Source organism: Streptomyces actuosus, from assembly GCF_016921115.1.
In the GTDB taxonomy this organism is placed as follows: Bacteria; Actinomycetota; Actinomycetes; order Streptomycetales; family Streptomycetaceae; genus Streptomyces; species Streptomyces actuosus_A.
In genome coordinates, this window is sequence record NZ_JAFFZS010000004.1 from 279,581 (window position 1) to 302,796 (window position 23,216).

Annotated in this window: 21 protein-coding genes and 1 pseudogene; 5 read left to right on the plus strand and 17 right to left on the minus strand. The window is 73.4% G+C overall.

Going from position 1 to position 23,216, the window contains the following annotated elements; translation table 11 throughout:
- Nucleotides 1-26: 26 nt before the first annotated feature.
- The 5 genes from thpD to JS756_RS38525 form a co-directional block, all read right to left on the minus strand.
- Nucleotides 27-926, minus strand: coding sequence for an ectoine hydroxylase (gene thpD, locus JS756_RS08185; RefSeq protein WP_205382331.1), 900 nt, complete (start codon nucleotides 924-926; stop codon nucleotides 27-29).
- A 5-nt stretch (nucleotides 927-931) separates the two neighbouring features.
- The gene (locus JS756_RS08190) at nucleotides 932-1,336 is read right to left on the minus strand and encodes an ectoine synthase (protein ID WP_205382332.1); all 405 of its coding nucleotides are present in this window, start codon (nucleotides 1,334-1,336) and stop codon (nucleotides 932-934) included.
- A 53-nt stretch (nucleotides 1,337-1,389) separates the two neighbouring features.
- Nucleotides 1,390-2,661 carry a diaminobutyrate--2-oxoglutarate transaminase gene (gene ectB, locus JS756_RS08195; protein WP_205382333.1) on the minus strand — a complete coding sequence of 424 codons (1,272 nt, stop codon included), beginning with the start codon at nucleotides 2,659-2,661 and terminating at the stop codon, nucleotides 1,390-1,392.
- Nucleotides 2,662-2,687: 26 nt separating this feature from the next.
- A complete protein-coding gene (gene ectA / locus JS756_RS08200; protein WP_205382334.1) occupies nucleotides 2,688-3,203 on the minus strand; it encodes a diaminobutyrate acetyltransferase in 516 nt (171 codons plus the stop codon).
- 451 nt (nucleotides 3,204-3,654) lie between these two features.
- Entirely contained in the window at nucleotides 3,655-3,903 is a 249-nt protein-coding gene (locus JS756_RS38525) for a hypothetical protein (protein WP_438817290.1), read from the minus strand.
- A gap of 185 nt (nucleotides 3,904-4,088) precedes the next feature.
- On the opposite strand from JS756_RS38525, the gene JS756_RS08210 reads away from it, so the two are divergent.
- The 3 genes from JS756_RS08210 to JS756_RS08220 are packed head-to-tail and all read left to right on the plus strand — an operon-like array spanning nucleotide 4,089 to nucleotide 6,564.
- Complete coding sequence (locus JS756_RS08210; RefSeq protein ID WP_205382335.1) at nucleotides 4,089-4,940, plus strand: ABC transporter substrate-binding protein; 852 nt, start codon at nucleotides 4,089-4,091, stop codon at nucleotides 4,938-4,940.
- The gene (locus JS756_RS08215) at nucleotides 4,937-5,773 is read left to right on the plus strand and encodes an amino acid ABC transporter permease (protein WP_205382336.1); all 837 of its coding nucleotides are present in this window, start codon (nucleotides 4,937-4,939) and stop codon (nucleotides 5,771-5,773) included. The genes JS756_RS08210 and JS756_RS08215 overlap by 4 nt, the downstream gene beginning before the upstream one ends.
- Nucleotides 5,770-6,564: an amino acid ABC transporter ATP-binding protein gene (locus tag JS756_RS08220; protein ID WP_205382337.1), complete on the plus strand. Its 795-nt coding sequence runs from the start codon at nucleotides 5,770-5,772 to the stop codon at nucleotides 6,562-6,564. The genes JS756_RS08215 and JS756_RS08220 overlap by 4 nt, the downstream gene beginning before the upstream one ends.
- A gap of 7 nt (nucleotides 6,565-6,571) precedes the next feature.
- Here the strand turns inward: JS756_RS08220 and JS756_RS08225 are convergent, their stop codons facing one another.
- Together JS756_RS08225 and JS756_RS08230 are read right to left on the minus strand one after the other, a co-directional pair.
- Nucleotides 6,572-7,522, minus strand: coding sequence for an SCO1860 family LAETG-anchored protein (locus JS756_RS08225; RefSeq protein ID WP_307790419.1), 951 nt, complete (start codon nucleotides 7,520-7,522; stop codon nucleotides 6,572-6,574).
- A gap of 611 nt (nucleotides 7,523-8,133) precedes the next feature.
- Nucleotides 8,134-9,228, minus strand: coding sequence for an amidohydrolase family protein (locus JS756_RS08230; protein WP_205382338.1), 1,095 nt, complete (start codon nucleotides 9,226-9,228; stop codon nucleotides 8,134-8,136).
- 468 nt (nucleotides 9,229-9,696) lie between these two features.
- On the opposite strand from JS756_RS08230, the pseudogene JS756_RS08235 reads away from it, so the two are divergent.
- Nucleotides 9,697-11,046: pseudogene (locus JS756_RS08235) on the plus strand (DUF1996 domain-containing protein); the annotation flags it as partial.
- Between the two features lie 242 nt (nucleotides 11,047-11,288).
- On the opposite strand, the gene cobC reads toward JS756_RS08235, so the two are convergent.
- From cobC to cobM, 6 genes are read right to left on the minus strand one after another with little or no spacing between them, the layout of a single operon-like run.
- Entirely contained in the window at nucleotides 11,289-12,335 is a 1,047-nt protein-coding gene (gene cobC, locus JS756_RS08240) for an Rv2231c family histidinol phosphate aminotransferase CobC (RefSeq protein WP_205382339.1), read from the minus strand.
- Nucleotides 12,325-13,257, minus strand: coding sequence for a sirohydrochlorin chelatase (locus JS756_RS08245; RefSeq protein ID WP_205382340.1), 933 nt, complete (start codon nucleotides 13,255-13,257; stop codon nucleotides 12,325-12,327). The genes cobC and JS756_RS08245 overlap by 11 nt, the downstream gene beginning before the upstream one ends.
- Nucleotides 13,254-13,844, minus strand: coding sequence for a precorrin-8X methylmutase (locus JS756_RS08250; RefSeq protein ID WP_205382341.1), 591 nt, complete (start codon nucleotides 13,842-13,844; stop codon nucleotides 13,254-13,256). The genes JS756_RS08245 and JS756_RS08250 overlap by 4 nt, the downstream gene beginning before the upstream one ends.
- On the minus strand, nucleotides 13,841-15,544 hold the full coding sequence (cobJ, locus tag JS756_RS08255) for a precorrin-3B C(17)-methyltransferase (protein ID WP_205382342.1): 1,704 nt from the start codon (nucleotides 15,542-15,544) through the stop codon (nucleotides 13,841-13,843). The genes JS756_RS08250 and cobJ overlap by 4 nt, the downstream gene beginning before the upstream one ends.
- Nucleotides 15,541-16,773, minus strand: a complete 1,233-nt coding sequence (cbiE, locus tag JS756_RS08260) for a precorrin-6y C5,15-methyltransferase (decarboxylating) subunit CbiE (RefSeq protein ID WP_205382343.1) — start codon at nucleotides 16,771-16,773, stop codon at nucleotides 15,541-15,543. The genes cobJ and cbiE overlap by 4 nt, the downstream gene beginning before the upstream one ends.
- Complete coding sequence (cobM, locus tag JS756_RS08265) at nucleotides 16,770-17,588, minus strand: precorrin-4 C(11)-methyltransferase (RefSeq protein WP_205382344.1); 819 nt, start codon at nucleotides 17,586-17,588, stop codon at nucleotides 16,770-16,772. Before cobM ends, cbiE begins: the two co-directional genes overlap by 4 nt.
- A gap of 112 nt (nucleotides 17,589-17,700) precedes the next feature.
- Between cobM and JS756_RS08270 the strand changes: the two genes are divergently transcribed.
- Entirely contained in the window at nucleotides 17,701-18,429 is a 729-nt protein-coding gene (locus JS756_RS08270; protein ID WP_205382345.1) for a ZIP family metal transporter, read from the plus strand.
- 11 nt (nucleotides 18,430-18,440) lie between these two features.
- Here the strand turns inward: JS756_RS08270 and cobI are convergent, their stop codons facing one another.
- Genes cobI through JS756_RS08290 form a run of 4 tightly spaced genes read right to left on the minus strand, consistent with a single transcriptional unit; the run spans nucleotide 18,441 to nucleotide 23,168 of the window.
- Nucleotides 18,441-19,172, minus strand: a complete 732-nt coding sequence (gene cobI / locus JS756_RS08275; protein WP_205382346.1) for a precorrin-2 C(20)-methyltransferase — start codon at nucleotides 19,170-19,172, stop codon at nucleotides 18,441-18,443.
- The gene (locus tag JS756_RS08280; protein ID WP_205382347.1) at nucleotides 19,169-20,578 is read right to left on the minus strand and encodes a cobyrinic acid a,c-diamide synthase CobB; all 1,410 of its coding nucleotides are present in this window, start codon (nucleotides 20,576-20,578) and stop codon (nucleotides 19,169-19,171) included. Before JS756_RS08280 ends, cobI begins: the two co-directional genes overlap by 4 nt.
- Nucleotides 20,572-21,171 (minus strand): cob(I)yrinic acid a,c-diamide adenosyltransferase, encoded by a 600-nt coding sequence (gene cobO / locus JS756_RS08285; protein ID WP_205382348.1) that lies wholly within the window; start codon nucleotides 21,169-21,171, stop codon nucleotides 20,572-20,574. Before cobO ends, JS756_RS08280 begins: the two co-directional genes overlap by 7 nt.
- Nucleotides 21,171-23,168 (minus strand): putative cobaltochelatase, encoded by a 1,998-nt coding sequence (locus JS756_RS08290; protein ID WP_205382349.1) that lies wholly within the window; start codon nucleotides 23,166-23,168, stop codon nucleotides 21,171-21,173. The genes cobO and JS756_RS08290 overlap by 1 nt, the downstream gene beginning before the upstream one ends.
- Nucleotides 23,169-23,216 lie beyond the last annotated feature (48 nt).

The following is a 23,216-nucleotide window of genomic DNA, read 5'->3' on the forward strand; positions in this document are numbered from 1 at the left end:
CCCGGCCCGGTCCTGGAGCGAGGTGCCTACTTCACCGGGGTGAAGTCCCGCGCCCCGATGAACTCCGGTCGCCGTACCGGCGCCGCGAAGGGTTCCACCGCCGCGTTCTCCACGCTGTTGAACACGATGAAGACGTTGCTGCGCGGGAACGGCGTGATGTTGTCGCCGGAGCCGTGCATGCAGTTGCAGTCGAACCAGGTCGCCGAGCCCGCGCTGCCGGTGAACAGCCGGATGCCGTGCTCGCTCGCCATCGAGGTCAGCGCCTCGTCGGACGGTGTGCCCGCGTCCTGCATCTGCAGCGACTTCTTGTAGTTGTCCTCGGGCGTGGCGCCCGCGCAGCCGAGGAACGTCCGGTGCGACCCGGGCATGATCATCAGGCCGCCGTTGGTGGCGAAGTTCTCCGTCAGCGCGATCGAGACGGACACGGTCCGCATGTTCGGCAGACCGTCCTCGGCGTGCCAGGTCTCGAAGTCGGAGTGCCAGTAGAAGCCGCTCGCGCCGAAGCCGGGCTTGACGTTGATGCGCGACTGGTGGACGTACACGTCCGAGCCGAGGATCTGCCGGGCGCGGCCCACGACCCGCTCGTCGCGCACAAGGTTCGCGAACACGTCGCTGATCTTGTGCACCTCGAAGACGGAACGGATCTCCTTGGACTTGGGCTCGACGATCGAGCGCTCGTCCGCGCGGATCGCCGGGTCGGCGACCAGGCGGTCCAGCTCGCGCTTGTAGACGGCCACCTCGTCGGGGGTGATGAGCTGGTCGATGGCGAGGAAGCCGTCGCGCTCGAACCCCTGGAGGTCGGGCGCCGCGATCGGGCCCGGGGTGTCGGGGGATCCCCAGACGACCGGGTCCTGGCGCGGGACGGTCACCTCGGTGGTGCCGCGCGTGGGGTAGAGATCGGTGACGTTCGCAGTGGTCGCGGTCATCGTGTTCACACCTCCTCGGGCTCGGTGAGCAGCGGGTAGACGCCGTTCTCGTCGTGGTCCTCCCGGCCGGTCACGGGCGGGTTGAACACGCAGATGCAGCGGAAGTCCTCCTTGACCTTGAGCGTGTGCCGCTCGTGCCCGTCCAGGAGGTACATGGTGCCGGGGGTGATGGTGTGGGTGGCCCCGGTCTCGTGGTCGGTGAGTTCGGCCTCGCCCTCCACGCACACGACGGCCTCGATGTGGTTGGCGTACCACATGGACGTCTCGGTCCCCGCGTAAAGGATCGTCTCGTGCAGGGAGAAGCCGACCCGTTCCCGGGCGAGCACGATCCTTTTGCTCTCCCAGGTGCCGGACGCGGACTTCACGTGCCGGTCGGTTCCTTCGATGTCCTTGAACGAACGGACGATCACGGTGGTGCGATACCTCCTTGGATCGGGATGTCTGACAGGGATGGCCGGGACGGTCAGGCGGTCTCGCGGACCGCGCGGGCCAGGGTCTTCATGCCCTCGTCGAGTTCCTCGGCCGTGATGGTCAGTGCGGGCAGCAGCTTGACGACCTCGCTCTCGGGGCCCGAGGTCTCGATGAGCAGGCCGAGTTCGAAGGCGCGGCGGGCGACTCGGTCGGCCCGGTCCTTGTCGTGGAACTCCAGGCCCCACACCAGGCCGCGTCCGCGGTACTCCTTCACGGCGGGCAGGTTCTCCTCGCAGATCGCGATGAGCCACTGCTCGACCTGTTCGCCGCGGGCCTGGGTCTGCTTCTCCATGGCCGAACCGTCGGTCCAGTAGGCCTCCAGCGCGGCCGTGGCGGTGACGAAGGCCGGGTTGTTGCCGCGGAAGGTGCCGTTGTGCTCGCCCGGCTCCCACAGGTCCAGCTCCGGCTTGAACAGGCACAGCGACATCGGCAGGCCGTAGCCGCTGATGGACTTGGACACGGTGACGATGTCCGGGGTGATGCCCGCCTCCTCGAAGGAGAAGAAGGCGCCGGTGCGGCCGCAGCCCATCTGGATGTCGTCGACGATGAGCAGCATGTCCTGCCGCTCGCACAGCTCTGCCAGGCTGCGCAGCCACTCGGGACGGGCGACGTTGATGCCGCCCTCGCCCTGCACCGTCTCGACGATCACCGCGGCCGGGCGGTTGAGGCCGGACCCCTGGTCCTCCAGCAGCCGCTCGAACCACAGGAAGTCCGGCACCTGCCCGTCGAGGTAGTTGTCGAACGGCATGGGCGTGCCGTGCACCAGCGGGATACCGGCGCCGGCGCGCTTGAAGGCGTTGCCGGTGACGGCCAGGGACCCCAGGGACATGCCGTGGAAGGCGTTCGTGAACGACACGATCGACTCGCGCCCCTTCACCTTCCGCGCCAGCTTCAGCGCGGACTCCACGGCGTTGGTGCCCGTCGGGCCCGGGAACATGACCTTGTACGGCAGGTCGCGCGGGCGCAGCACCAGGTTCTGGAAGGACTCCAGGAAGGCGCGCTTGGCGGTGGTCGACATGTCGAGGCCGTGCGTGACCCCGTCCCGCATCAGGTAGTCGACCAGGGCCCGTTTCAGGACCGGGTTGTTGTGGCCGTAGTTCAGTGAGCCGGCGCCGGCGAAGAAGTCCAGGTACTCGTGGCCGTCCTCGTCGTACATCCGGCTGCCCTGGGCGCGGTCGAACACGGTGGGCCAGCCGCGGCAGTAGCTGCGTACCTCGGACTCCACGGTCTCGAAGACGCTGAGGTCGGGCTGGGTGATGGTCACGGTGAATCGCTCCTCAATGCGGCTGGTCAGTGCGACGGGCGGGTCAACGGGCCGATGCGGTACAGGACCTCGGGGTCGTGCGGGCCGTCCGGGAAGTGCCCCGTGTCGAAGAGGACCTCCCGCTCGACGGTGGCGCCGTGGCGTGCGGCGAACGACGTGAACAACCGCTCCGAGGCGGTGTTGCCGGGGGTGATGGTCGTCTCGACGTCCGTGATCGGGTGCTCGGCGGCGAGCCGGGTGGTCAGCCCGTCGAGCAGCTGGGCGGCGAGGCCCCGGCCCCGGTACGCCGCGTCGACGGCCACCTGCCAGACGAGCAGGGTGCTCGGGCGCTCCGGCCGCACGTACCCGGTGACGAACCCGACCGGCTCCCCGTTCTCCTCGCGGGCCACTGCCGAGGTGGCGGCGAAGTCGCGGCACCACAGCAGATAGCTGTAGGAGGAGTTCAGGTCGAGGGCTTCGGAGTCCTTGGCGATGCGCCAGAGCACGGACCCGTCCGCCATCGACGGACGGTCGATGAGCAGGTCTGCTTGTGCGGCAGTCATGCGAATTGAATTTACCGAGAGAAATTCAAAATTGCATGGACGGTCGGGGTTCTCTGGACGTGGTTCCTGTGTTATCACGCGGGCGCGCGCAGGCGCACGATCGACCGGCAGGATGTACCGTTTTGGTGCGGAAAAACTCCGCAAATCGACCGCCCTGTGGAACGGGTCACAAGTGCGTAACCCTGTTGAGATCGGCCCGAATTATGTCGCCCAGGGTTCGTGAATCGTTGTGTTTAGGATGGTGAGAAGCGGGCAGAAGAACATGGGAAGCTACCCATCGAAATAGTGTCGGAAATACGGGAAAAGAATTTCCGAAACGCGCTGGAATCGTCGCGCTCCGATCGTTCCGCCCGTGCCGGCCGGACGCCGTGCCGCCTGCCCGGGTGCCGTCAGTGCCAGGCCCGGTCCGCGGCCCGGAGCGCCGGCCGGACGTCCGTGACCGGTCCCCCACTTAGTCGGCGCGGCGCCCAGCGCGGTGAGGCGGCTCGCGCGCCATGTCCGCCCTCGCCTCGGCGCCGCAGTGGTCGACGCGGGTCATCTCCCTGTCCGGCGCACCTCTGCCTGCCGCCTGAGGCAGCGACGCCTCGCCCTGCCTGACCGCGACGTCCCGCTCGGTGCGCCGTGGCCGGGCCGTCCGGTCGCCGATCGACGCGAAGTGCGCCGCACCGAGCGGGGCCAGGTCCAGGGGTGGGTGCGCCACGACGGTGCACTCCTCGGGTGCAGGGGCGCCGGGACCGGGCCCCCGTCTCCGCAGGGCTCGTCCGCCTGGTCGACCGGCGACTTCTTAGGTGGCGGGGCCTCGTAGCCATGGGATTGGTTTGAGACACTCAAACTTCTCCTTATAATCGGAACCTCATACGTCCCCTCACTCAGAAGAGGCCCCCCGTGAAGACGCTCTCCGGGCGCCGGACCCGCCTGCTGGCCGCCACCACCGCGACGGCCGGCCTGATGCTCGTGGCTGCCTGCACCTCCACGAACAGCGGCACCAGCGGCTCCGGCACGGCCGCCGGCGGCGTCCAGCTCGTCGAGGCGGGCCGGCTCACCACCTGTACCCACCTGCCGTACCCGCCCTTCCAGTCGGAGATCGACGGCAAGGTGCAGGGCTTCGACGTCGCCCTCGTCGACCTGGTCGCCGACAACCTCGGCGTGCAGCAGAAGATCCTCGACACGCCCTTCGAGAACTTCAAGACCGGCGCCTTTCTCAACGCCGGCAAGTGCGACGTCGCCGCGGCCGGTATGACCATCACCGACGAGCGCAGGAAGCACGTCGACTTCTCCGTGCCGTACTTCGACGCCACCCAGGCCGTCCTGGTCGACAAGGACAGCGGCATCGGCTCGCTGGCCGACATCAAGTCCCAGGGCGTCAAGCTGGGAGCCCAGGCGCAGACCACCGGCGAGGACTACGCCAGGAGCAAGGGCTTCGACCCGGTCTCCTTCGAGTCCTCCGACGCCGTCCTCAACGGCCTGCGCACCGGACAGGTCAAGGCCGTGATCATCGACTACCCGGTCGTGCAGGGCTGGTTGAAGGACAAGGCCGAGGCCGGCGCCTTCGAGGTCGTCGACAACCTCCACACCGGTGAGCAGTACGGCTTCACGGTGAAGAAGGGCAACACCGCACTGCGCGAGGCCCTCGACAAGGCGATCACCGACGCCAAGGCCGACGGCACCTACAAGAAGCTGTACGAGAAGTGGATCGGTCCGTACGACGCGAGCGCGGCCTCGCCCTCCGCCTCGTGACGGCCACGGAGGTGAAGCAGGACCGGCCGCGGCCCAAGGGCCTGACCCGACGCCGCAAGCGCCGCCTGTCGCGCGGCCTGCAGTACGCGGTGTTCGTCGCCGCCGTGATCGCGCTCGCGGCCACGGCAGACTGGGGCCGCCTGCAGAACCAGTTCGCGGAAGCCGACATCGCGCGCCAGATGTTCCCGGACGTCATCACACTGGCGCTGAGGAACACGGTGCTCTACACCGTCGCCGGCTTCGCCGTGGCGGTGGCGCTCGGCCTGGTGCTCGCGCTGATGAGGCTGTCGTCCGTGGGACCCTACCGCTGGGTCGCCGGCGTCTACATCGAGATCTTCCGGGGCCTGCCGGCCCTGCTGATCTTCATCTTCATCGGGGTGGCCGTTCCGCTGGCCTTCCCGGGCAAGGAGATCGTCGGCGGCACCTACGGCAAGGCGGCGCTCGCCCTCGGCCTGGTCGGCGCCGCCTACGTGGCGGAGACGCTCCGGGCGGGCATCCAGGCAGTGCCCCAGGGGCAGACGGAGGCCGCCCGCTCGCTCGGCTTCTCGCCCGCGCGCGCCATGGTCTCCATCGTCATCCCGCAGGCGTTCCGGATCGTCCTGCCGCCGCTGACCAACGAGTTCGTCATCCTCTTCAAGGACTCCTCCCTGGTGCTGCTCCTCGGCGTCACCCTGGAGGAGCGCGACCTGTCCAAGTTCGGCCGCGACCTGGCCAGTACGACCGCCAACTCCACCCCGATCCTCGTGGCCGGCCTGTGCTACCTGCTGGTGACGGTCCCGCTCGGCTTCGTCGTCCGCCGCCTGGAGGCCAAGGCCCGGGAGGCCGCCCAGTGACCCGCCCCGAGATCCGCATCACCGACCTGCACAAGTCCTTCGGCGACAACCGGGTGCTGCGCGGCATCGACCTGGAGATCGGCCAGGGCGAGGTCGTCTGCGTCATCGGCCCGTCCGGCTCCGGCAAGTCCACGCTGCTGCGCTGCGTCAACCTGCTGGAGGAGCCGACCTCGGGCCGGGTCTTCGTCGGCGAGTCCGAGGTCACCGACCCGGACGTCGACATCGACGCCGTACGCCGCCGCATCGGCATGGTCTTCCAGCAGTTCAACCTGTTCCCGCACCTGACGGTGACCGAGAACCTCACTCTGCCGCAGCGCCGGGTGCTGAAGCGGAGCGCCGCGCAGGCGGCCGAGGTCGCCGCGGAGAACCTGGCCCGGGTGGGCCTGTCGGAGAAGGCGGACGCCTACCCGTCCTCCCTCTCCGGCGGGCAGCAGCAGCGCGTGGCCATCGCCCGCGCGCTGGCGATGGGCCCGGAGGTGATGCTCTTCGACGAGCCCACCTCCGCCCTCGACCCGGAACTGGTCGGCGACGTCCTCGCGGTCATGCGCATGCTCGCCCGGGAGGGCATGACGATGATGGTGGTCACCCATGAGATGACCTTCGCCCGGGAGGTCGCCGACCGGGTCGTCTTCATGGACGGCGGCGTCGTCGTGGAGGACGGCGCCCCCGCCCAGGTCATCGGCGCCCCCCGGCACGAGCGCACCCGCCACTTCCTCTCCCGCCTCCTCGACCCGGCGATGGCCGAGGTCGAGGAGGGGACCCCGGGAGAGGTGGGGACGCCCGAGGGATAGTCCCCCGTCAGCCGCGGCGGCGGGCCAGCGCCAGCGCGCCGCCGCCCGCGAGCAGCAGTGCCGCGGCCCCGCCCGCGACGTACGGCGTCACCGGGCTCCCGCCGGTCTCGGCCAGACCGGCCCGCCCGACCTCCGCCGGAGCGGCGGCCTGCTGCGGCTCGACCCGTCGCCCCGGCTCGTCGGCCGGGGCCGTCCCGGACGGCCCCGAGGGCGCGGGCGCTGCCTCCGCCGTCGCTCCGGGGCTGGTGCAGGAGGCCTTCGCGAGCGACAACTCGCCCTCGACCTCGGCCACATTGAGCTTGAGCGGGTTGATGGACACGCTCAGTTCGAGGGCGGTCGCGGCGGCCGTCCGTGAGGTCGTCTCCCGCTGGGACAGCTCCAGTCGCACCTCACCGACCCCCGGCAGCTTCACCCGGGTCGGGCCGCCGGCGGTGAGGGTCACCCGCTTGCCGAGGACGGTGACGCTCCCCACTACATCGGCCCGCGCGACCGGAGCCTTCCCCGCCTCGCAGACGGCGCTGGAGGTGACGCCGTCCACCTCGACGAGGGACAGCAGCGGCAGGCCCGGGACATGGAGCCGGGCGTGGGCGAGCTCGGTCCGCGCCTCGGCCCTGTGGGCGTCGACGGTGGCCCGGGCCGACGCGACCTCGGCGCTCAGCACGCTGAACGGCCGCCCGCCGTCGACGCCGTCGAGTCGCGCGGTCAGCGCCGTTCGGTCGGCGCTCCGCGGAGCCTGGACCTCGTTGAGGGAGACCGCGAGGGGGACGTTCACGGTCTTGTCGAGCAGGGCCACGTCGAGGCCGGTGCGCAGGACGGCGGCGCTCGCGCGGCCTGGTTCGCCGGTCGCGTGGGCGGGGCCCGCCCCGGCCACGGCCGCGGGACCGGCGGTCAGGACGGTGGCCGCGGCGACGGCGGCGAGACGGCGGCGTGCGGGCATGGGGACGGTCGTTCCGTTCACGATGGGGGACCCCCAGGGGAGACATGCTTCGGGACCCCGCAAGGATTACGTACGAAGAGTGAACGGGACGCGATCCTGCGTGACTTCACCCCAAAGGGGGTTTTCCGGGACTGCTTTCGATTCTTCTGGTACGCCCGTTCCCGCAGGGGCCGCCGATTCCCCCACACGGAGGGCGCGCGACGGGTGCGGGGGAGGCCGGCAGGGGAGCGCGGCGCCGCGGAGATCCGTCAGTGCCGCCCGGGGGAGGGGCTGCGAAAGTCCCGCAGCTCCGCCCGCCCCGCGCGGCCGCGACCTCCTCCCGCACGCCCCGGTGCCGTCACCGGAAGGTTCACCGGCTCGCGCCCCCGGCACCTCGCCGCGCCGTCGCACCTCCCGAGCACATCCCGCACACGGGCCGCTCCGCCTTGCGCTGTACCGCACCGGACGCCGCGAACTCTGCGGCAGACCTTCCCGGTCACCGCCGCCAAGCGCGCCGCCGGAAGCGCTGCGGTACGACGTCCCTCGACCGCAGCGCCGTCGTGGCCGGTCGCGCAGCTCCCGGGGCCTTCGGGGCGCAGTCGAACCGCAGTCGAACCGCAGTGGACTTCGCCGGACCTGCTCAGCGGACCTGCTCAGCCGACGACACGACCGTCGAGCACGACCCGGCGCGGCGCGGCCAGCACCCGCACGTCGGCCCGCGGATCGCCCTCGTACACCACGAGGTCCGCCGGGGCACCCTCCTCCAGCGCCGGGCGTCCCAGCCAGGCGCGGGCGCCCCAGGCCGTCGCCGACAGCGCCGCCACCGGCGGGATCCCGGCCGTGACGAGTTCCGCGACCTCGCCCGCGACCAGGCCGTGGGCCAGGGAACCGCCCGCGTCGGTGCCGACGTACACCGGGACACCGGCGTCGTAGGCCGCGCGCACGGTGTCGTAGCGGCGGGCGTGCAGCCGCCGCATGTGGTCCGCCCACACCGGGTACCGTCCCTCACCGCCCGCCGCGAGCTGCGGGAAGGTGGCGATGTTCACCAGCGTCGGCACGATCGCGACGCCCCGCTCCGCGAACAGCGGGATCGTGTCCTCGGTGAGGCCGGTGGCGTGCTCGATGCAGTCGATGCCCGCCTCGACCAGGTCCCGCAGGGAGTCCTCGGCGAAGCAGTGGGCGGTGACCCGGGCTCCGAGCCGGTGCGCCTCGGCGATCGCCGCCGTGACGGCCTCCCGGGGCCAGCAGGCAGAGAGATCCCCGAGGTCGCGGTCGATCCAGTCGCCGACCAGCTTGACCCAGCCGTCACCGCGCCGGGCCTCCTGCGCCACGTACGCGACGAGCTGGTCCGGCTCGATCTCGTGGCCGTAGTTGCGCATGTAGCGCCGGGTCCGGGCGATGTGGCGGCCGGCCCGGATGATCCTCGGCAGGTCGCCGCGGTCGTCGATCCAGCGGGTGTCGGACGGCGACCCCGCGTCCCGGATCAGCAGCGTCCCCGCATCCCGGTCGGTGAGCGCCTGCTTCTCGGCCACGTCCACGGGCACCGGCCCCTCGTGGCCGAGCCCCACGTGGCAGTGGGCGTCGACGAGCCCGGGCAGCGCCCACCCCTCGACCGTGCGCACGTCGCGTGCCCCGGCAGGCCGCTCGAAGGACACCCGCCCGCCGATCACCCACAGTTCGTCCCGCACGTCCTCGGGCCCGACCAGAACCCGCCCCTTCACCCGCAGCACCGCGCGATCGTCGCTCATGCGCGACACCCTAGTGCCGCAACAGAGGGCGTTCGCCCCGTCGCGGCACCCGGCACGCTGACTCCCACCGCCCCAAGGGCGCGGGCGGTGCCCCACCCGCCGCACCGGCCGAAAGGCCCGCTGGTGGAAGCACCATGACGCGCGCCGGCCGAACTCTGCAGAGCTGCGGATCAGAAGGCTGCATGCGAACTCCAGGTGCCTGCCGTCACCGCGGCTCCGTGATGCGCCGTCCCGCGGTGGGCGGGGCGGACCGCGGGAATTGCGTTTCCCTGCCGCCACTTTTTACACCGCGCCATCTCGACGGCATGGCGCGCCAGTTCAGAGAAATCGCGCGATCCGGTCACAGCATCCTCTTTCTCGAATTCACGCGGGCCGATTGAACCAGCCATGCGACACACGCGTACGAGGCGACAAGAATCCGCTTCGGGGAGCTGGACGGGTTCCTCCTGACCGACGGAAATGAGATCCATGCAACGCACCCGGCGAAGGGAATCGCCACTGCCGAAGATCACCGTCGCGGCGGTCGCCGCCCTCGTCGTGGGAGGTGGCGGACTCTTCGCCGCCAACTTCCACGCCAACGCCCGGACGGACGAGGGGGCCGGCTCCCCGAAGACCCTGCGAGCCGGTGCCGGCGCGGCCGCGCTGGACTGCCCGGACGTCGGCAGCGCGCTGACCGACGTACCCGAACGGGTCCAGGACGGTGTGGACCGCCAAGTGGCCGCTCTGGACGACCAGGTGTCCGCGTTCTACACCCGCCTGAACCTGCCGGACACCCGGAAGGCCGAGGCGGAGAACCCGGGCTTCGTCGACGAGACCGTCCTGCGGCCCCTGGCCGAGCGCCGGGGCGTGATCCTCGTACGCATCGCCGACCTCATCGGCGAGGTCGGCACGCGGCCCACGGGCCTGGAGGAACTCGCCGCCTGCACGGTGAAGGAGACCGGGGCTCCGGACGCGGGCGGCGCCGCGGACGGAGGCGGGGCTGCGAACGGGGGCGGCGGAGGAGACGGCGGGGGCGGCGGAGCCGGGGGCGGGGTGGCCGGGCCGGTCGCGGACGACTTCGTGGACATCACGACGGTCCAGCCGAACGTACGGCGCCCGGCGACCGGGCCGGACGGGTCGACCGGTACGTTCACGAGTTCCTGCGGCACCAACGCGGGCGGGAAGTTCAACACCGACAACCTCATCGTCGCGCCGGGCGTCTCCAACGGCGCACACCACACCCACGACTACATCGGCAATCAGGCCACCGACGCGTTCGCGAGTGACCAGGACCTGGCCGCCGCCGGTACGACCTGTGCGAATCAGGGCGACAGGTCGACCTACTACTGGCCGGTGCTGCGACTTCAGAACGGAAAGGACGAATTCGACGCCGACCGCGACGGCGGCGGAAAAGAAGGAAACATCGGGGAGATCCAGCGGGCCGAGCAGGCGGACATCACCTTCGTCGGAAATCCGACGAGCAAGGTGGTGGCCATGCCGAAATTCCTGAGGATCATCACCGGTGACGCCAAGGCATTCACCAACGGGGACAAGAACGCCAACGCCTCCTGGAGCTGCACCGGGTTCGAGGACCGGCAGCTCAAGGACAAATACCCGCTCTGCCCCGACGGCAGCAAGGTGGTGCGGACCTTCCACTTCCAGAGCTGCTGGGACGGGCGGAACATCGACAGCGCCGACCACCGCACCCACGTGGCCTTCGCGGATCCGGACAGCGGAGCGTGCCCCGACGGCTTCCGGGCCGTCCCGCAGCTCGTACAGCGCCTGGTCTTCGACGCGCCGAGGCCGGTGTTCGACGGCGCGAACCGCAGCGTCTTCGCCGTGGACGGCTTCCCCGAGCAACTGCACAAGCCGATCACGGACCACGACGACTTCATCAACGTCTTCGACGAGGACCTGATGAACCCGGATGGTCGACTGCATCAACTCGGGCAGGCAGTGCTCCTGACCCCCGGGACACCCGAGGTCCGGCGCCCGGACGAGCCGGGCGCCGGACCTCGGACGTCGGGCGCCGCCCCCCGACGGGTCGGTGGGGACGGGGACCGAACTGCCGGGGGCGGAGGTCAGTTGAGGACCGACCGCAGCGCCTCCAGGAACCCGTCCACCGTCGCCCGGTCCCGCACGGCGACCCGCAGCCACTGCTCGTCGAGCCCGGGGAACGTGTCCCCCCGGCGGACCGCGTACCCGCCCGCCCGCAGCCGCCGCCGCACTCCCGCCGCCTCCGGTACCCGCACCAGCACGAACGGCCCCTCGGCCGGCGTCACGACCCGCAGCCCGCTCCCGGCCAGCCCCGACAGCCCGGCCACCAGGTGCGCCCGGTCCGCGGCGATGCGGTGCGCCGCGTGCCCGGCCTCCGCCAGCGCCGCCGGTTCCACGCAGGCCTGCGCCGCGGCCAGCGCCGGTGCGGACACCGGCCACAGCGGCTGGGCCCGCTCCAGTTCGGCGATCGTCTCCGGCGCGGCCAGCACGTAGCCGATGCGCAGCCCGGCCAGCCCCCACGTCTTGGTGAGACTGCGCAGCACCACCAGCCCCGGCACGTCGGTCCGCCCCGCCAGCGCCTCCCGCTCACCCGGCACGGCGTCCATGAACGCCTCGTCGACGACGAGGAGACGCCCGGGGCGCGCGAGCCGCGCCACGGCCCCGGCCGGGTGCAGCACCGACGTCGGGTTGGTCGGATTGCCGATCACCACGAGGTCGGCCTCCTCGGGCACGGCGGCCGGATCCAGCCGGAAGCCGTCCGCCTCCCGCAACAGCACCCGGTCGACGCTGTGCCCGGCGTCGCGCAGCGCGGCCTCGGGCTCGGTGAACTGCGGATGCACCACCACCGGCCGCCGCACCTTCGCCGCCCGCGCCAGCAGCACGAACGCCTCCGCCGCGCCCGCCGTCAGCAGCACGCGCTCCACCGGCAGCCCGTGCCGCTCCGCCACCGCAGCCCGCGCCGCCCGCCCGTCCGGGTAGGCCGCCAGCCCGCTCAGCGAACCCGCGATCCGCTCCCGCAGCCACCCGGGCGGGGTGTCCGCCCGCACGTTCACGGCCAGGTCGGTCAGCCGCGCACCGTCGTCCCGCACCTCGGCGTCGCCGTGGTGCCGCAGATCGTGCTCAGTGGGCATGCGCGTGCCCACCGGGGTGGTGATGGTGCCCGTGCCCGTGGTGGTGGCCGTCGTCGTCCGGGTGGAAGTGCGGCTGCTGCGGCGAGCCGACCTTGTCCTCGAAGCCGGGCAGCGCGATCCGGTACACGCACGAGTCGCAGTTCATCCGCAGGTCGCCCTCGACGGCTTCCCGGTACCGCTCCATCACCAGGTCGAGCAGCTCCGGCTCCGGCCCGATGACGTCCGCCGACCGCACGTCGACCCCCGGGTGCGCGGCGGCCCACCGCGCGGTCTGCTCGCGCACCCGGTCGGGCAGGATGCCGGTGAACAGGAAGTACGGCAGCACCACGATCCGCCGCGCTCCCAGCTTCAGGCACCGGTCCAGACCGCTCGGCACGTCAGGCGCCGCCAGCGACACGAAGGCCGTCTCCACGCCGGCGTATCCACGGCCCTCCCACAGCAGCCGCGCCGCCTTGAACACCTCGGCGTTGGCGTCGGGGTCGGTCGAGCCCCGCCCCACCAGCAGCACGGTCACCTCCGCGCGGTCCTCCGGCGCCTGCCCAGCCCCGCCCAGCACCTCCTCCAGCCTGCGCTCCAGCACCGACAGCAGCGAGGGGTGCGGCCCCAGCGGGCGGCCGTAGGCGTACGAGATCCCCGGGTGCCGTTCCTTCTCGCGGGCCAGCGCCGCCGGGATGTCGCCCTTGGCGTGCCCGGCGGACACCAGCATCAGCGGTACGGCGGCGAACCGCCGGGCTCCTCGCTCCACCAGCTCCGCGACCGCCTCGCCCAGCGGCGGCGGCGACAGCTCGATGAAGCCGCCCGCGACGGGCAGTTCGGGGTGGCGGCGGCCCAGCTCGCGGACGAAGGCACGGAAGGCCTCGGCTCCTGCGTCGTCCCGGGTGCCGTGTCCGGCGACGAGCAGGGCGGGCGGCGGGGTGGTCACGACGGATTCTCCTCAGCAGAAACAGGGTGGTACAGCAGGGCGTTGAGGGCGGCCGCGGCGACCGCGGACCCGCCCTTCTCGGACACGTTGCTCACCGCGGGCAGCCCGCTGTCGCGCAACGCGGCCTTGGACTCGGCCGCGCCGACGAAACCGACGGGCAGACCGATCACGAGGGCCGGGTCGGCGTCGAGGGTGAGCAGTTCCTCCAGAGCGGTCGGCGCACAGCCGATCACCCACAGGGCGCCGGGCCCGACGTCCTCGTAGGCGAGCCGTACGGCGTGCGCCGAACGCGTCAGTCCCGGACCGGACCTCGCGTCCCTGAGCCGGCACACGGTGTCGCGCCGGGTGATCCCGGCCGCGACCATCTCCACGTCCACGACGACGGGCGCCCCGGCGTGCAGCGCCGCATGCGCCCGGACCAGGTCGGCCTCGTCCGTGACGAGGTCGCCCGCATACTCCAGGTCGGCCGCGGAGTGGATGACCCGCTCCACCACCGCCCGGGTCAGCGCGGGCAGGTGCGAGGTGTCCAGGCGGGCCCGCAGCCGGCGGAACGACTCCTGCTCGATGGGGTGGACGACACGGTTCACCGGGCGACCTCCGGGGTGTTCTCCTGCCAGCGGTAGCCGCGCGGGGTGACCATGCGTCCCGCGATCTCACGGGTCGCCGTGTTGCCCACGGTGACCACCGTCATCATGTCGACCGTCGCCGGGTCCAGCGCGCCCAGCGTCGTCAGGCGGGCGGACTCGTCGGGCCGCGAGGCGTTGCGCACCACACCGACGGGCGTGCCCGGGGCACGGTGCCCGGCCAGGATCGCGAGCGCCTTCGGCAACTGCCAGTCACGGCCCCGCGACCGCGGGTTGTAGAAGGTCACGACGATGTCGGCCGCGGCGGCGGCCTGCACCCGTCGCTCGATGACCTCCCACGGGGTGTGCAGGTCGGAGAGGCTGATCGACACGTGGTCGTGGCCGAGCGGCGCCCCGAGGATCGCCGCCGCCGCGAGCGCCGCCGTCACCCCCGGCACGCCGACCACGTCGATGTCCTCGGAGGCCTCCGCCAGCGCGGGCGAGGCCATGGCGTACACCCCGGCGTCCCCGCTGCCGATCAACGCGACCGCGTGCCCGCGCCGGGCCTCCGCGACCGCGGTGCGCGCCCGCTCCTCCTCCGCGCCCAGCCCCGACTCCAGGATCCGGGTGCCCGGCCGCAGCAGGTCGCGGATCTGGTCGACGTACTGGTCGAGCCCCACCAGCACCGAGGCGCGCTGCAGTTCGGCCTTCGCACGCGGCGTGAGCAGGTCCCGGGCGCCCGGACCGAGCCCGACGACGGCGAGCCGGCCGCGCCCCGGACGCCGGACGACGGCGCAGGTCGCCATCGCGGGCGTCCCGTCGGCGCGCTCCGACTTCCGCTTGGGGACGAGGAGTTCACCGCCGCGGACGAGCGCCGCGGCCTCGGCGACGGACGGCGTACCGACCGCGGCGAGCGGCGCGCCGGACGGGTTCGGCACCGCCACGGCCGCCAACTCCTCGGCGGAGTACGTCACCACGGGCACACCGAGCCGCTCGGCGGCCCGCACGATGCCCGGCTCGCCGGCCTTGGCGTCGACGGTGGCGAGCTCGGCGACCGACCGGGCCGACAGCCCCGCCTCCCGCAGGGCGTCCGCGACCAGCCCCAGCACCTCCTCCTCGGGCGCGCCCCGGGACGCACCCACGCCCACGACCAGGGACGGCGGGCGCAGCAGCACCTCGCGCTCCCCGGGCTCGACCGCGCGATCGGTGACCCGGACGGCGTACGCGCCCCGCTCGGCCACGGGCAGCGGCGGCAGCGGCCACGGCACCTCGGCGGTGAGTGCCACCGGCTCGCTGTCGAGCAGCGCCCGCGTCACCGCGGCGACGGCGCCCTCGGCCGGGAACCCGAGCGTGTCCAGGCCCGCGATGCCCACGGCGTCCGTCGCGGTCGTCACCACCGGCTCGGCGCCCAGTACCTCGCCCACCGCGCGGGCCAGGTCGTTGGCGCCGCCGCCGTGCCCGCCCAGCACCGGTACCGCGTACCGGGCGGCCTCGTCGACGCACACCACACCCGCGTCGGTCGTCTTGCCGACCAGCAGCGGTGCCACGAGCCGGACGACCGCACCGGTGGCCAGGAAGCAGACCAGCTCCTCGCACTCGGTGAACGCCCGCCGTACGGCGTCGGCGACGGGACCCTCGTAGACCCGGGTGCGGTCCGGCCACGCCGAGGCCAGCCGGTCCCGTGCCGTGGCTCCCGCCGCGGTGGCGGAAATCAGGCCGATCACTGGGCAACTCCTTCTTCAGCGGCTGCCGGGGGCCGGACGCCCCACAGCAGGAATACGGGATTGGTGGCCGCGAGCCGGGACACGTCCCCCGGCAGCGGCGCCATCCGCGACGACTGCAGCAGTACGCCCTCGCAGACGAACCCGGCGTCCGTGAGCGCCGCCCGGGCCGCCGGCACCCGGTCCAGCGCGGCCATCGCGACGACCACCGTCCGGCGGGCCCGCTGCGCGCACGCGGTGACCACGGCCGGCAAGCCGCGCCCGCCGCCCCCGACGAACACCGCGTCGGGGGCGTCGAGGCCGGACAGCGCCGCCGGCGCCGCCCCGTGCACCACGTGCACGTCGACGCCGTGCGCGGCGGCGTTGGCGCGGACCCGCGCCACACCGTCCGCGGACCTCTCCACGGCGGTCACCGCCGCCCCGAGCCGCGCGCACTCCACCGCCACCGAGCCGGAGCCCGCGCCGACGTCCCACACCAGGTCGCCGGGGCGCGGCCCGAGCCGGGCCAGGGCCAGCGCACGCACCTCGAACTTGGTGATCATCGAGTCGCGGTGGGTGAAGGAGCCCTCGGGCAGCGCCCATCCGGCCGGCCCCCCGAGCCCACCCGCGACGGTCCGCACGGCGCCCACGGCCCGTGCCTCGTCCAAGCACAGCACGACGTTCACCGCGGGCCCCCAGTCCCGCGACGCAGCCTCGGCCGGCGTCACCCGCTCCACCCGCTCCCCGGGCGAGCCGAGCGCGGAGGCGACCACGAGGACCCGGTCGTACCCCCTCAGGGCGGCGCCCAGTTCGGCCGGCCCGGCACCGGGGCCGGTCAGCACCGCCACCTTCCCAAACGCCCGGCACACGTTGACCGCGGTGCGCGGCTCCCGCCCGTGGGCGCTCACCACCACCGCGTCGTCCCAGGTCAGCCCCAGCCGTGCGAAGGCGGTGGCGACGGACGACACCCCGGGACGCACCTCGACCGCCCCGGGCCCGAACCGCTCGGCGAGCACCCGGACGATCCCGAAGAACCCCGGGTCGCCGGAGGCCAGCACGACGACCCGGTCCCCACGGTCCAGGTGCCGTGCGACGGCGTCGAGGGCGGGCGCCAGCGGGCCGAGGACGATCCGCTCCACGCCGTCGGGCAGCCGGGCGGCGTCCAGGTGCCGCCGCCCGCCCACGACCAGCGCGGTCCCGGCCGGCACCTCGGCGGCCGGCGCGCCCGTCCCCGTCCCGATGACGGTGATCACGTGCTCGCCCCCCGCTCGCGCAGGGCCCGGCGCGCCTCGGGGTCGGCCCTGCGGTGCCCGTGGAAGTGGCCCGGGTGGTACAGGTGCGAGCGCGTGCCGCGCGCGTCCAGCGCCGGCCCGACCAGGAACAGGGTGTGCTTCCAGAGGCGGTGCTCCTTGACCGTCTCCTCCAGTGTCCCGATCGTGCACGTCACGACGAGCTCCTCCGGCCACGTCGCCTGATGGGCGACGACGACCGGCGTCGAGGTCGGGTAGCCGCCCTCCAGCAGCTCCCGCACCAACTGCCCGCTGCGCGCCGCCGACAGGAACACCGCCATGGTCGTGCCGTGCCGGGCGAACTCCCGCACCTCCTCCCCGGGCGGCATCGGGGTCTTGCCGCCGCCCAGCCGGGTGAGGACGACCGACTGCGCGACCTCCGGGATCGTCAGCTCGCGTTGCGCGAGCGCGGCCACGGCGGAGAAGGAGGAGACGCCCGGCACGATCTCCGTCGCGATGCCGATCTCGTGGCACCGGTCGACCTGCTCCTGCGTGCCGCCCCACAGCGCGGGATCGCCGGAGTGGATCCGGGCCACCTTCAGGCCCCCGGCGTGCGCCCGCCGGTACACGGCGACGACGTCCTCCAGCGGCATGACGGCCGAGTCGAGGATCTCCGCGTCCGCGCGCGCGTGCTGCAGGACCTCCTCCTGGACCAGGCTCGCCGCCCAGATCACGACGTCGGCCTCGGCGATGGCGCGCGCGGCACGGAACGTCAGCAGATCGGCGGCGCCGGGGCCGGCACCGACGAAGGTCACCTTGCCGGTGGGGGCATCGGCCATGGGAATCGGTCCTCCTGCGAGTCGGTACGTGGCTTCAGTGCGTGAGCGGGACGCGGGTGCGGGAACGGCCGCCGGGGTGCGCGAAGGACCGCTGATCCGGTAGCAAAGGCCCATGGCGGTCTTCGTCGCGCTGGGCGCGTTCCTGATGACGCTGGTCGGCGGCTGGACGGCGCAGCGGGTGACCGACCGCCGCCATCTGGTACTGGGACTGGCCGGCGGGCTGATGCTGGGCGTGGTCGGCCTGGATCTGCTGCCCGAGGCCCTCAGAGCGGCGGGCACCGAGGTCTACGGCGTCCCGGCGGCGCTCCTGCTGTTCGTGGCGGGCTTCCTGCTGGCCCATCTGGTGGAACGCCTGCTCGCCGCCCGCCGTGCCGCGCACGGCGCCGGAGAGCACTCCCACCGGGCGCCCGAGGTGGGCCTGACGGCCGCCGCGGCCATGGTGGGGCACAGCGCCATGGACGGGGTGGCCATCGGCGCGTCCTTCCAGGTCGGCAGCGGGATGGGAACGGCGGTCGCGCTCGCGGTGATCGCCCACGACTTCGCGGACGGCTTCAACACCTTCACCCTCACCAGCCTGTACGGCAATGCCCGCCGCAAAGCGGTGGCGATGCTCGTCGCGGACGCCGTCGCGCCCGTCGCCGGGGCCGCCGCGGCGGCGTTCGTCGCCATCCCCGAGGGCCTGCTCGGCGGCTACCTCGGTCTGTTCGGCGGCGTGCTGCTCTACCTCGCCGCGGCCGAGATCCTGCCCGAGGCGCACCACGACCACCCCGCCCTGTCGACCCTGCTGTGCACGGTCTCGGGCGCGGCGTTCATCTGGCTGGTGGTCGGCATCGCCGGCTGACCCGGGCGGCGTCACAGCTTGCCGCCCCGTCCGCCGTCGCGCCGCGGCGGCGCGAGGAGCGTCGACAGGTACGGCAGCGCGGCCCCGTCGATGTCGGCGGCAGGGCGGATGGACTCCTCCGGCAGCCCCAGCGCCGACCCCCACACGGCATCACCGATCCGCCCGGTCTCCCGCAGGGCCCGGGCCACCTCGGCGGCCTGCCGCCCGAACTTGTACGCCACGACCGTGCCCGGACCGCGCAGCGCCTCCTCCAGTACGGCCGTCCCGGCGGTCACCGGCACCAGCGTGAGCGGTTCCGTCCCCTCGGTCAGTACCGCACCCGAGCGGGCCGCCAGGTCCTGCATGGCGGTGACACCCGGCACCGTCTCCACGGCCGTGCCCGGCACCAGGCCGGCGACGGTCTGCGCGAGATAGGTGAACGTCGAGTACACGTTGGGGTCGCCGATGGTGGCGAACGCGACCGTGCCGTGCTCCCGCAGCAGCTCCGCGACCCGGCGGCCCGCCGCGTCCCACGCGGCCTCCCGGCGCGCCCGGTCGGTGCGCTCGTTCAGTGCGAACACCACCCGGACCACGTTGCCGGCGGGCACGTGGTGCAGCACGGTCGCCTCGGCCCGCCCCCGCTCGCCGCTGTCCATCACCGGCACCACCACGACCGCGGCCGCCCGCAGCGCGTTGACCCCCTTCACGGTCACCAGCTCCGGGTCGCCGGGTCCGACCCCGACACCGATCAGCCTGCTGCTCATGACGTCCGGCACCTCTCCACGAACCGACGGGCGACACCGGGCGCGGATGCCCAGTGCGTGTGCAGATAGCTCGCGTGCACACCGCGCTGTACGAAACCCTCGACCCGCCGCACGGGGACGCTGAGCCCCCAGGCGGGATCCGACCCGGCGTCCGGCTCCACGACCGTGCGATGGAACTCGTGCCCGCGCATCCGCGTGCCCGCGGCCGCCAGCGAGCTGTCGCCGACGGCGACCGCGTCCCGGTAGCCGAGGGTGAGCCGCTCGCTCATGCGAGCGGTCGCGTCGAGCACCCCGCACAGCGGCTGCCCGTCCAGCTCCCGGCACAGGTACAGCAGTCCCGCGCACTCGGCGGCGACCGGCGCGCCGCTCAGCGCCAGTTCGGCGACCCGGCCGCGCAGCGGCTCGTTGGCCGACAGCCCGGCGGCGTGCACCTCGGGGAAGCCACCGCCCACGACCAGGCCGGCGGTGCCCTCGGGAAGCCGCTCGTCCCGCAGCGGATCGAAGACGGCGACCTCGGCGCCGGCGGCGGCGAGCAGTTCGGCGTGCTCGGCGTAGGAGAAGGTGAACGCCTCCCCGCCGGCCACCGCGACCACCGGCCGCGCCGATGGGGACCCCGCCGGCGCCCCGGCCGGCCGCGGGGGATCGCCGGGGCCGGCCGCGGCGACGGCCTCCGCCGCGTCCCAGGCCGCATCCGGCAGCGGGCCCGCGCCGCGCGCCAGCGCCGCCAGCGCCTCCAGGTCGCAGCCGTCGGCGACCTGCGCGGCCATCGCCGCGACGGCCTCCACCGCCGCGGACCGCCGCTCGGCGACCGGCACCAGCCCGAGGTGGCGGGAGGGCGTGTCGATCTGCGCCGTCCGGCGCAGGGCACCGAGCACCGGCACTCCGGACGACTCCAGCGCCTCCCGCAGCAGCGCCTCGTGCCGGTCGGAGGCGACCTTGTTCAGGATCACGCCCCCGATCCGCACCTGCGGATCCCAGGAGGCGAACCCGTGTACCAGCGCCGCCACCGACCGCGACTGCGAGGACGCGTCCACGACCAGGACGACCGGCGCCCGCAGAAGTTTCGCGACATGGGCGGTGGACGCCAGCTCGCCCTGCCCGGCGGCGCCGTCGAACAGCCCCGTCACGCCCTCGACCACGGCCAGGTCGCAGCCCCGTGCCCCGTGCAGGAACAGCGGGGCGACCAGCTCCGGCCCGCACAGGTAGGCGTCCAGGTTGCGGCCCGTCCGCCCGGTGGCCAGCGCGTGGTACCCGGGGTCGATGTAGTCCGGCCCGACCTTGTGCGGGGACACCCTCAGTCCCCGCCCGGCGAGAGCGGCCATCAACCCCGTGGCCACGGTGGTCTTGCCGCTGCCCGAACACGGCGCGGCGATCACCAGCCGGGGCACGGACGGGGACGTCACCACTCGATGCCTCTCTGGCCCTTCTGGCCGGCGTCCATCGGGTGCTTGACCTTCGACATGTCGGTGACGAGGTCGGCGAGGTCGAGGAGCTTCTCCGGAGCGTTCCGCCCGGTGATCACCACGTGCTGGGTCCCCGGCCGGTCGCGGAGCACCTCGACGACCTCGTCGGTGTCCACCCAGCCCCAGTGCATCGGGTACGCGAACTCGTCGAGGACGTAGAGCCGGTACGTCTCGGCCGCCAGGTCCCGCTTGACCTGCTCCCAGCCCTCGCGGGCCTTCTCCTCGTTGTCCATCTGGGCATCGCGCTGGACCCACGACCAGCCCTCGCCCATCTTGTGCCAGTCGACCGTGCCGCCCTCGCCGGAGGCGCCGAGGACACGCAGCGCGTTCTCCTCGCCGACCTTCCACTTGGCCGACTTGACGAACTGGAACACCCCGATCGGCCACCCCTGGTTCCAGGCGCGCAGCGCCAGCCCGAAGGCGGCGGTCGACTTGCCCTTCCCGATCCCCGTGTGCACGACGACGAGCGGCCGGTTCCTCCGCTGACGGGTCGTCAGCCCGTCGTCCGGGATGACGCTCGGCTGTCCCTGAGGCATTACGCGGCCCTCCTGCTCCTGCTGCCCTGCACGTCCTTCACCAGCCCGGCGATGCGGTCCGCCCGCAGCTCGTCCAGTGTCACGACCGTTCCGCCCAGCTCACCCGCGAGCTTCCCCGCGAGCCCCAGCCGCACCGGCCCGGACTCGCAGTCCACGACCACCGAGGCGACCTCGTCGGCCGCGAACAGCCCGGCCGCCTTCGCGGCGAGCAGCAGCGGCTCCGGCCCACCCGTGGCCCGCCCGTCGGTCACCACGACGACCAGCGCCCGGCGCGCCGCGTCCCGCAACCGCTCCACCCGCAGCACCTCGTGCGCCTTGAGCAGCCCGGCCGCCAGCGGAGTACGCCCACCGGTCGGCAGCGATGCGAGCCGTGCGGCGGCGGTGTCCACGGACGAGGTCGGCGGCAGCGCCACCTCGGCGCCGGAGCCCCGGAAGGTCACCAGCCCCACCTTGTCCCGCCGCTGGTACGCGTCGAGCAGCAGGGACAGCACGGCACCCTTCACCGCGCCCATCCGCTGCCGCGCCGCCATCGACCCGGAGGCGTCGACCACGAAGAGGACGAGGTTGGATTCGCGGCCCTCCCGCACCGCCTGCCTGAGGTCGTCACGACGCAGGAGAAGCCCCGGCCCGGTCCGCCCGCGCGCCCGCTGGTGGGGTGCGGCGGCCTGCACGGTCGCCGCCAGATGCAGCTTCGTCAGCGTCCCGCGCGACCGCCGGGCCCCGGTCGTGCGCCCGTGCTCGGTCCGCGCCCGCGAGCGCCGCCCGGCGGCGCCCTGGCCGATGCCGGGCACGCTCAGCGCCTTCGTCCGGAACGGCTCGGCGGCCCGCACGGCGGACTGCTCCGCACTCCCGGAGGCCTGCGGCTCGCCGCCTTCACCGGCCTCGGGCCGCGCGCCCGCGTCCCCGCCCTGCGGTCCTTCGTCGGGCGACGGCTGCCCACCGCCTCCGCCGGGCCCGCCGTCGGGATCAGGGTCGGGGTCGTCGTCGCCGGAGAACTCCTCCAGCGTCCGGTCGAGCGTGTCCTCGTCCAGTCCGGGCGCGTCGAAGGGGTTCCGCCGGCGCCGGTGCGGCAGTGCCAGCAGCGCCGCCTGCCGTACGTCCTCGGCCAGTACGTCCGTGCGCCCGGCCCACGCGGCCAGCGCGGTGGCGGTCCGCGCCATCACGATGTCGGCCCGCATGCCGTCCACTTCGAAAGCCGCGCATGTCGCCGCGATCTGCCGCAACGCCCCGTCGCCCAGCCGCACGGACGGCAGCAGCTCACGCGCCGCCACGATCCGAGCCCGTACGGCGCTCTCCTCCTGCGCCCACTGGGCGGTGAACCCGGCGGGGTCGTCGTCGTAGGCGAGCCGCCGCCGCACCACCTCGACCCGCTGGTCGGGCTCCCGCGAGGCGGCCACCTCGACGGTCAGCCCGAAGCGGTCCAGGAGCTGGGGCCTGAGTTCGCCTTCCTCCGGGTTCATGGTCCCGACGAGCAGGAAGCGCGCCGCGTGCCGTACGGAGACACCCTCGCGCTCGACGTACGAGGCGCCCATCGCGGCCGCGTCCAGCAGCAGGTCGACGAGGTGGTCGTGGAGCAGGTTCACCTCGTCGACGTAGAGGATCCCGCGATGGGCGGCGGCCAGCAGGCCCGGTTCGAAGGCCTTCACGCCCTCGGCGAGCGCCCGCTCGATGTCGAGGGCGCCCACCAGCCGGTCCTCGGAGGCGCCGACGGGGAGTTCGACCATGCGGGCCGGACGCGCCGACCCTTCGCCGGGCTCGTGCGGCCCGTCCGGACACGCCGGGTCGGGGGCGGCCGGGTCGCAGGAGAAACGGCAGCCCGGCACCACGCCCACCTCGGGCAGCAGCGCGGACAGCGCCCGGACCGCGGTGCTCTTCGCGGTCCCCTTCTCGCCTCGGACCAGCACCCCGCCCACGGCGGGACTGACCGCGTTCAGGAGCAGTGCCAGACGCAGGTCGTCCTGGCCGACGACGGCGGTGAACGGATAGGGCCTGCTCACGCGGTGATCACTCCTTCGGATGGTTCATGCCCGGGCGGCAGCCCGGGG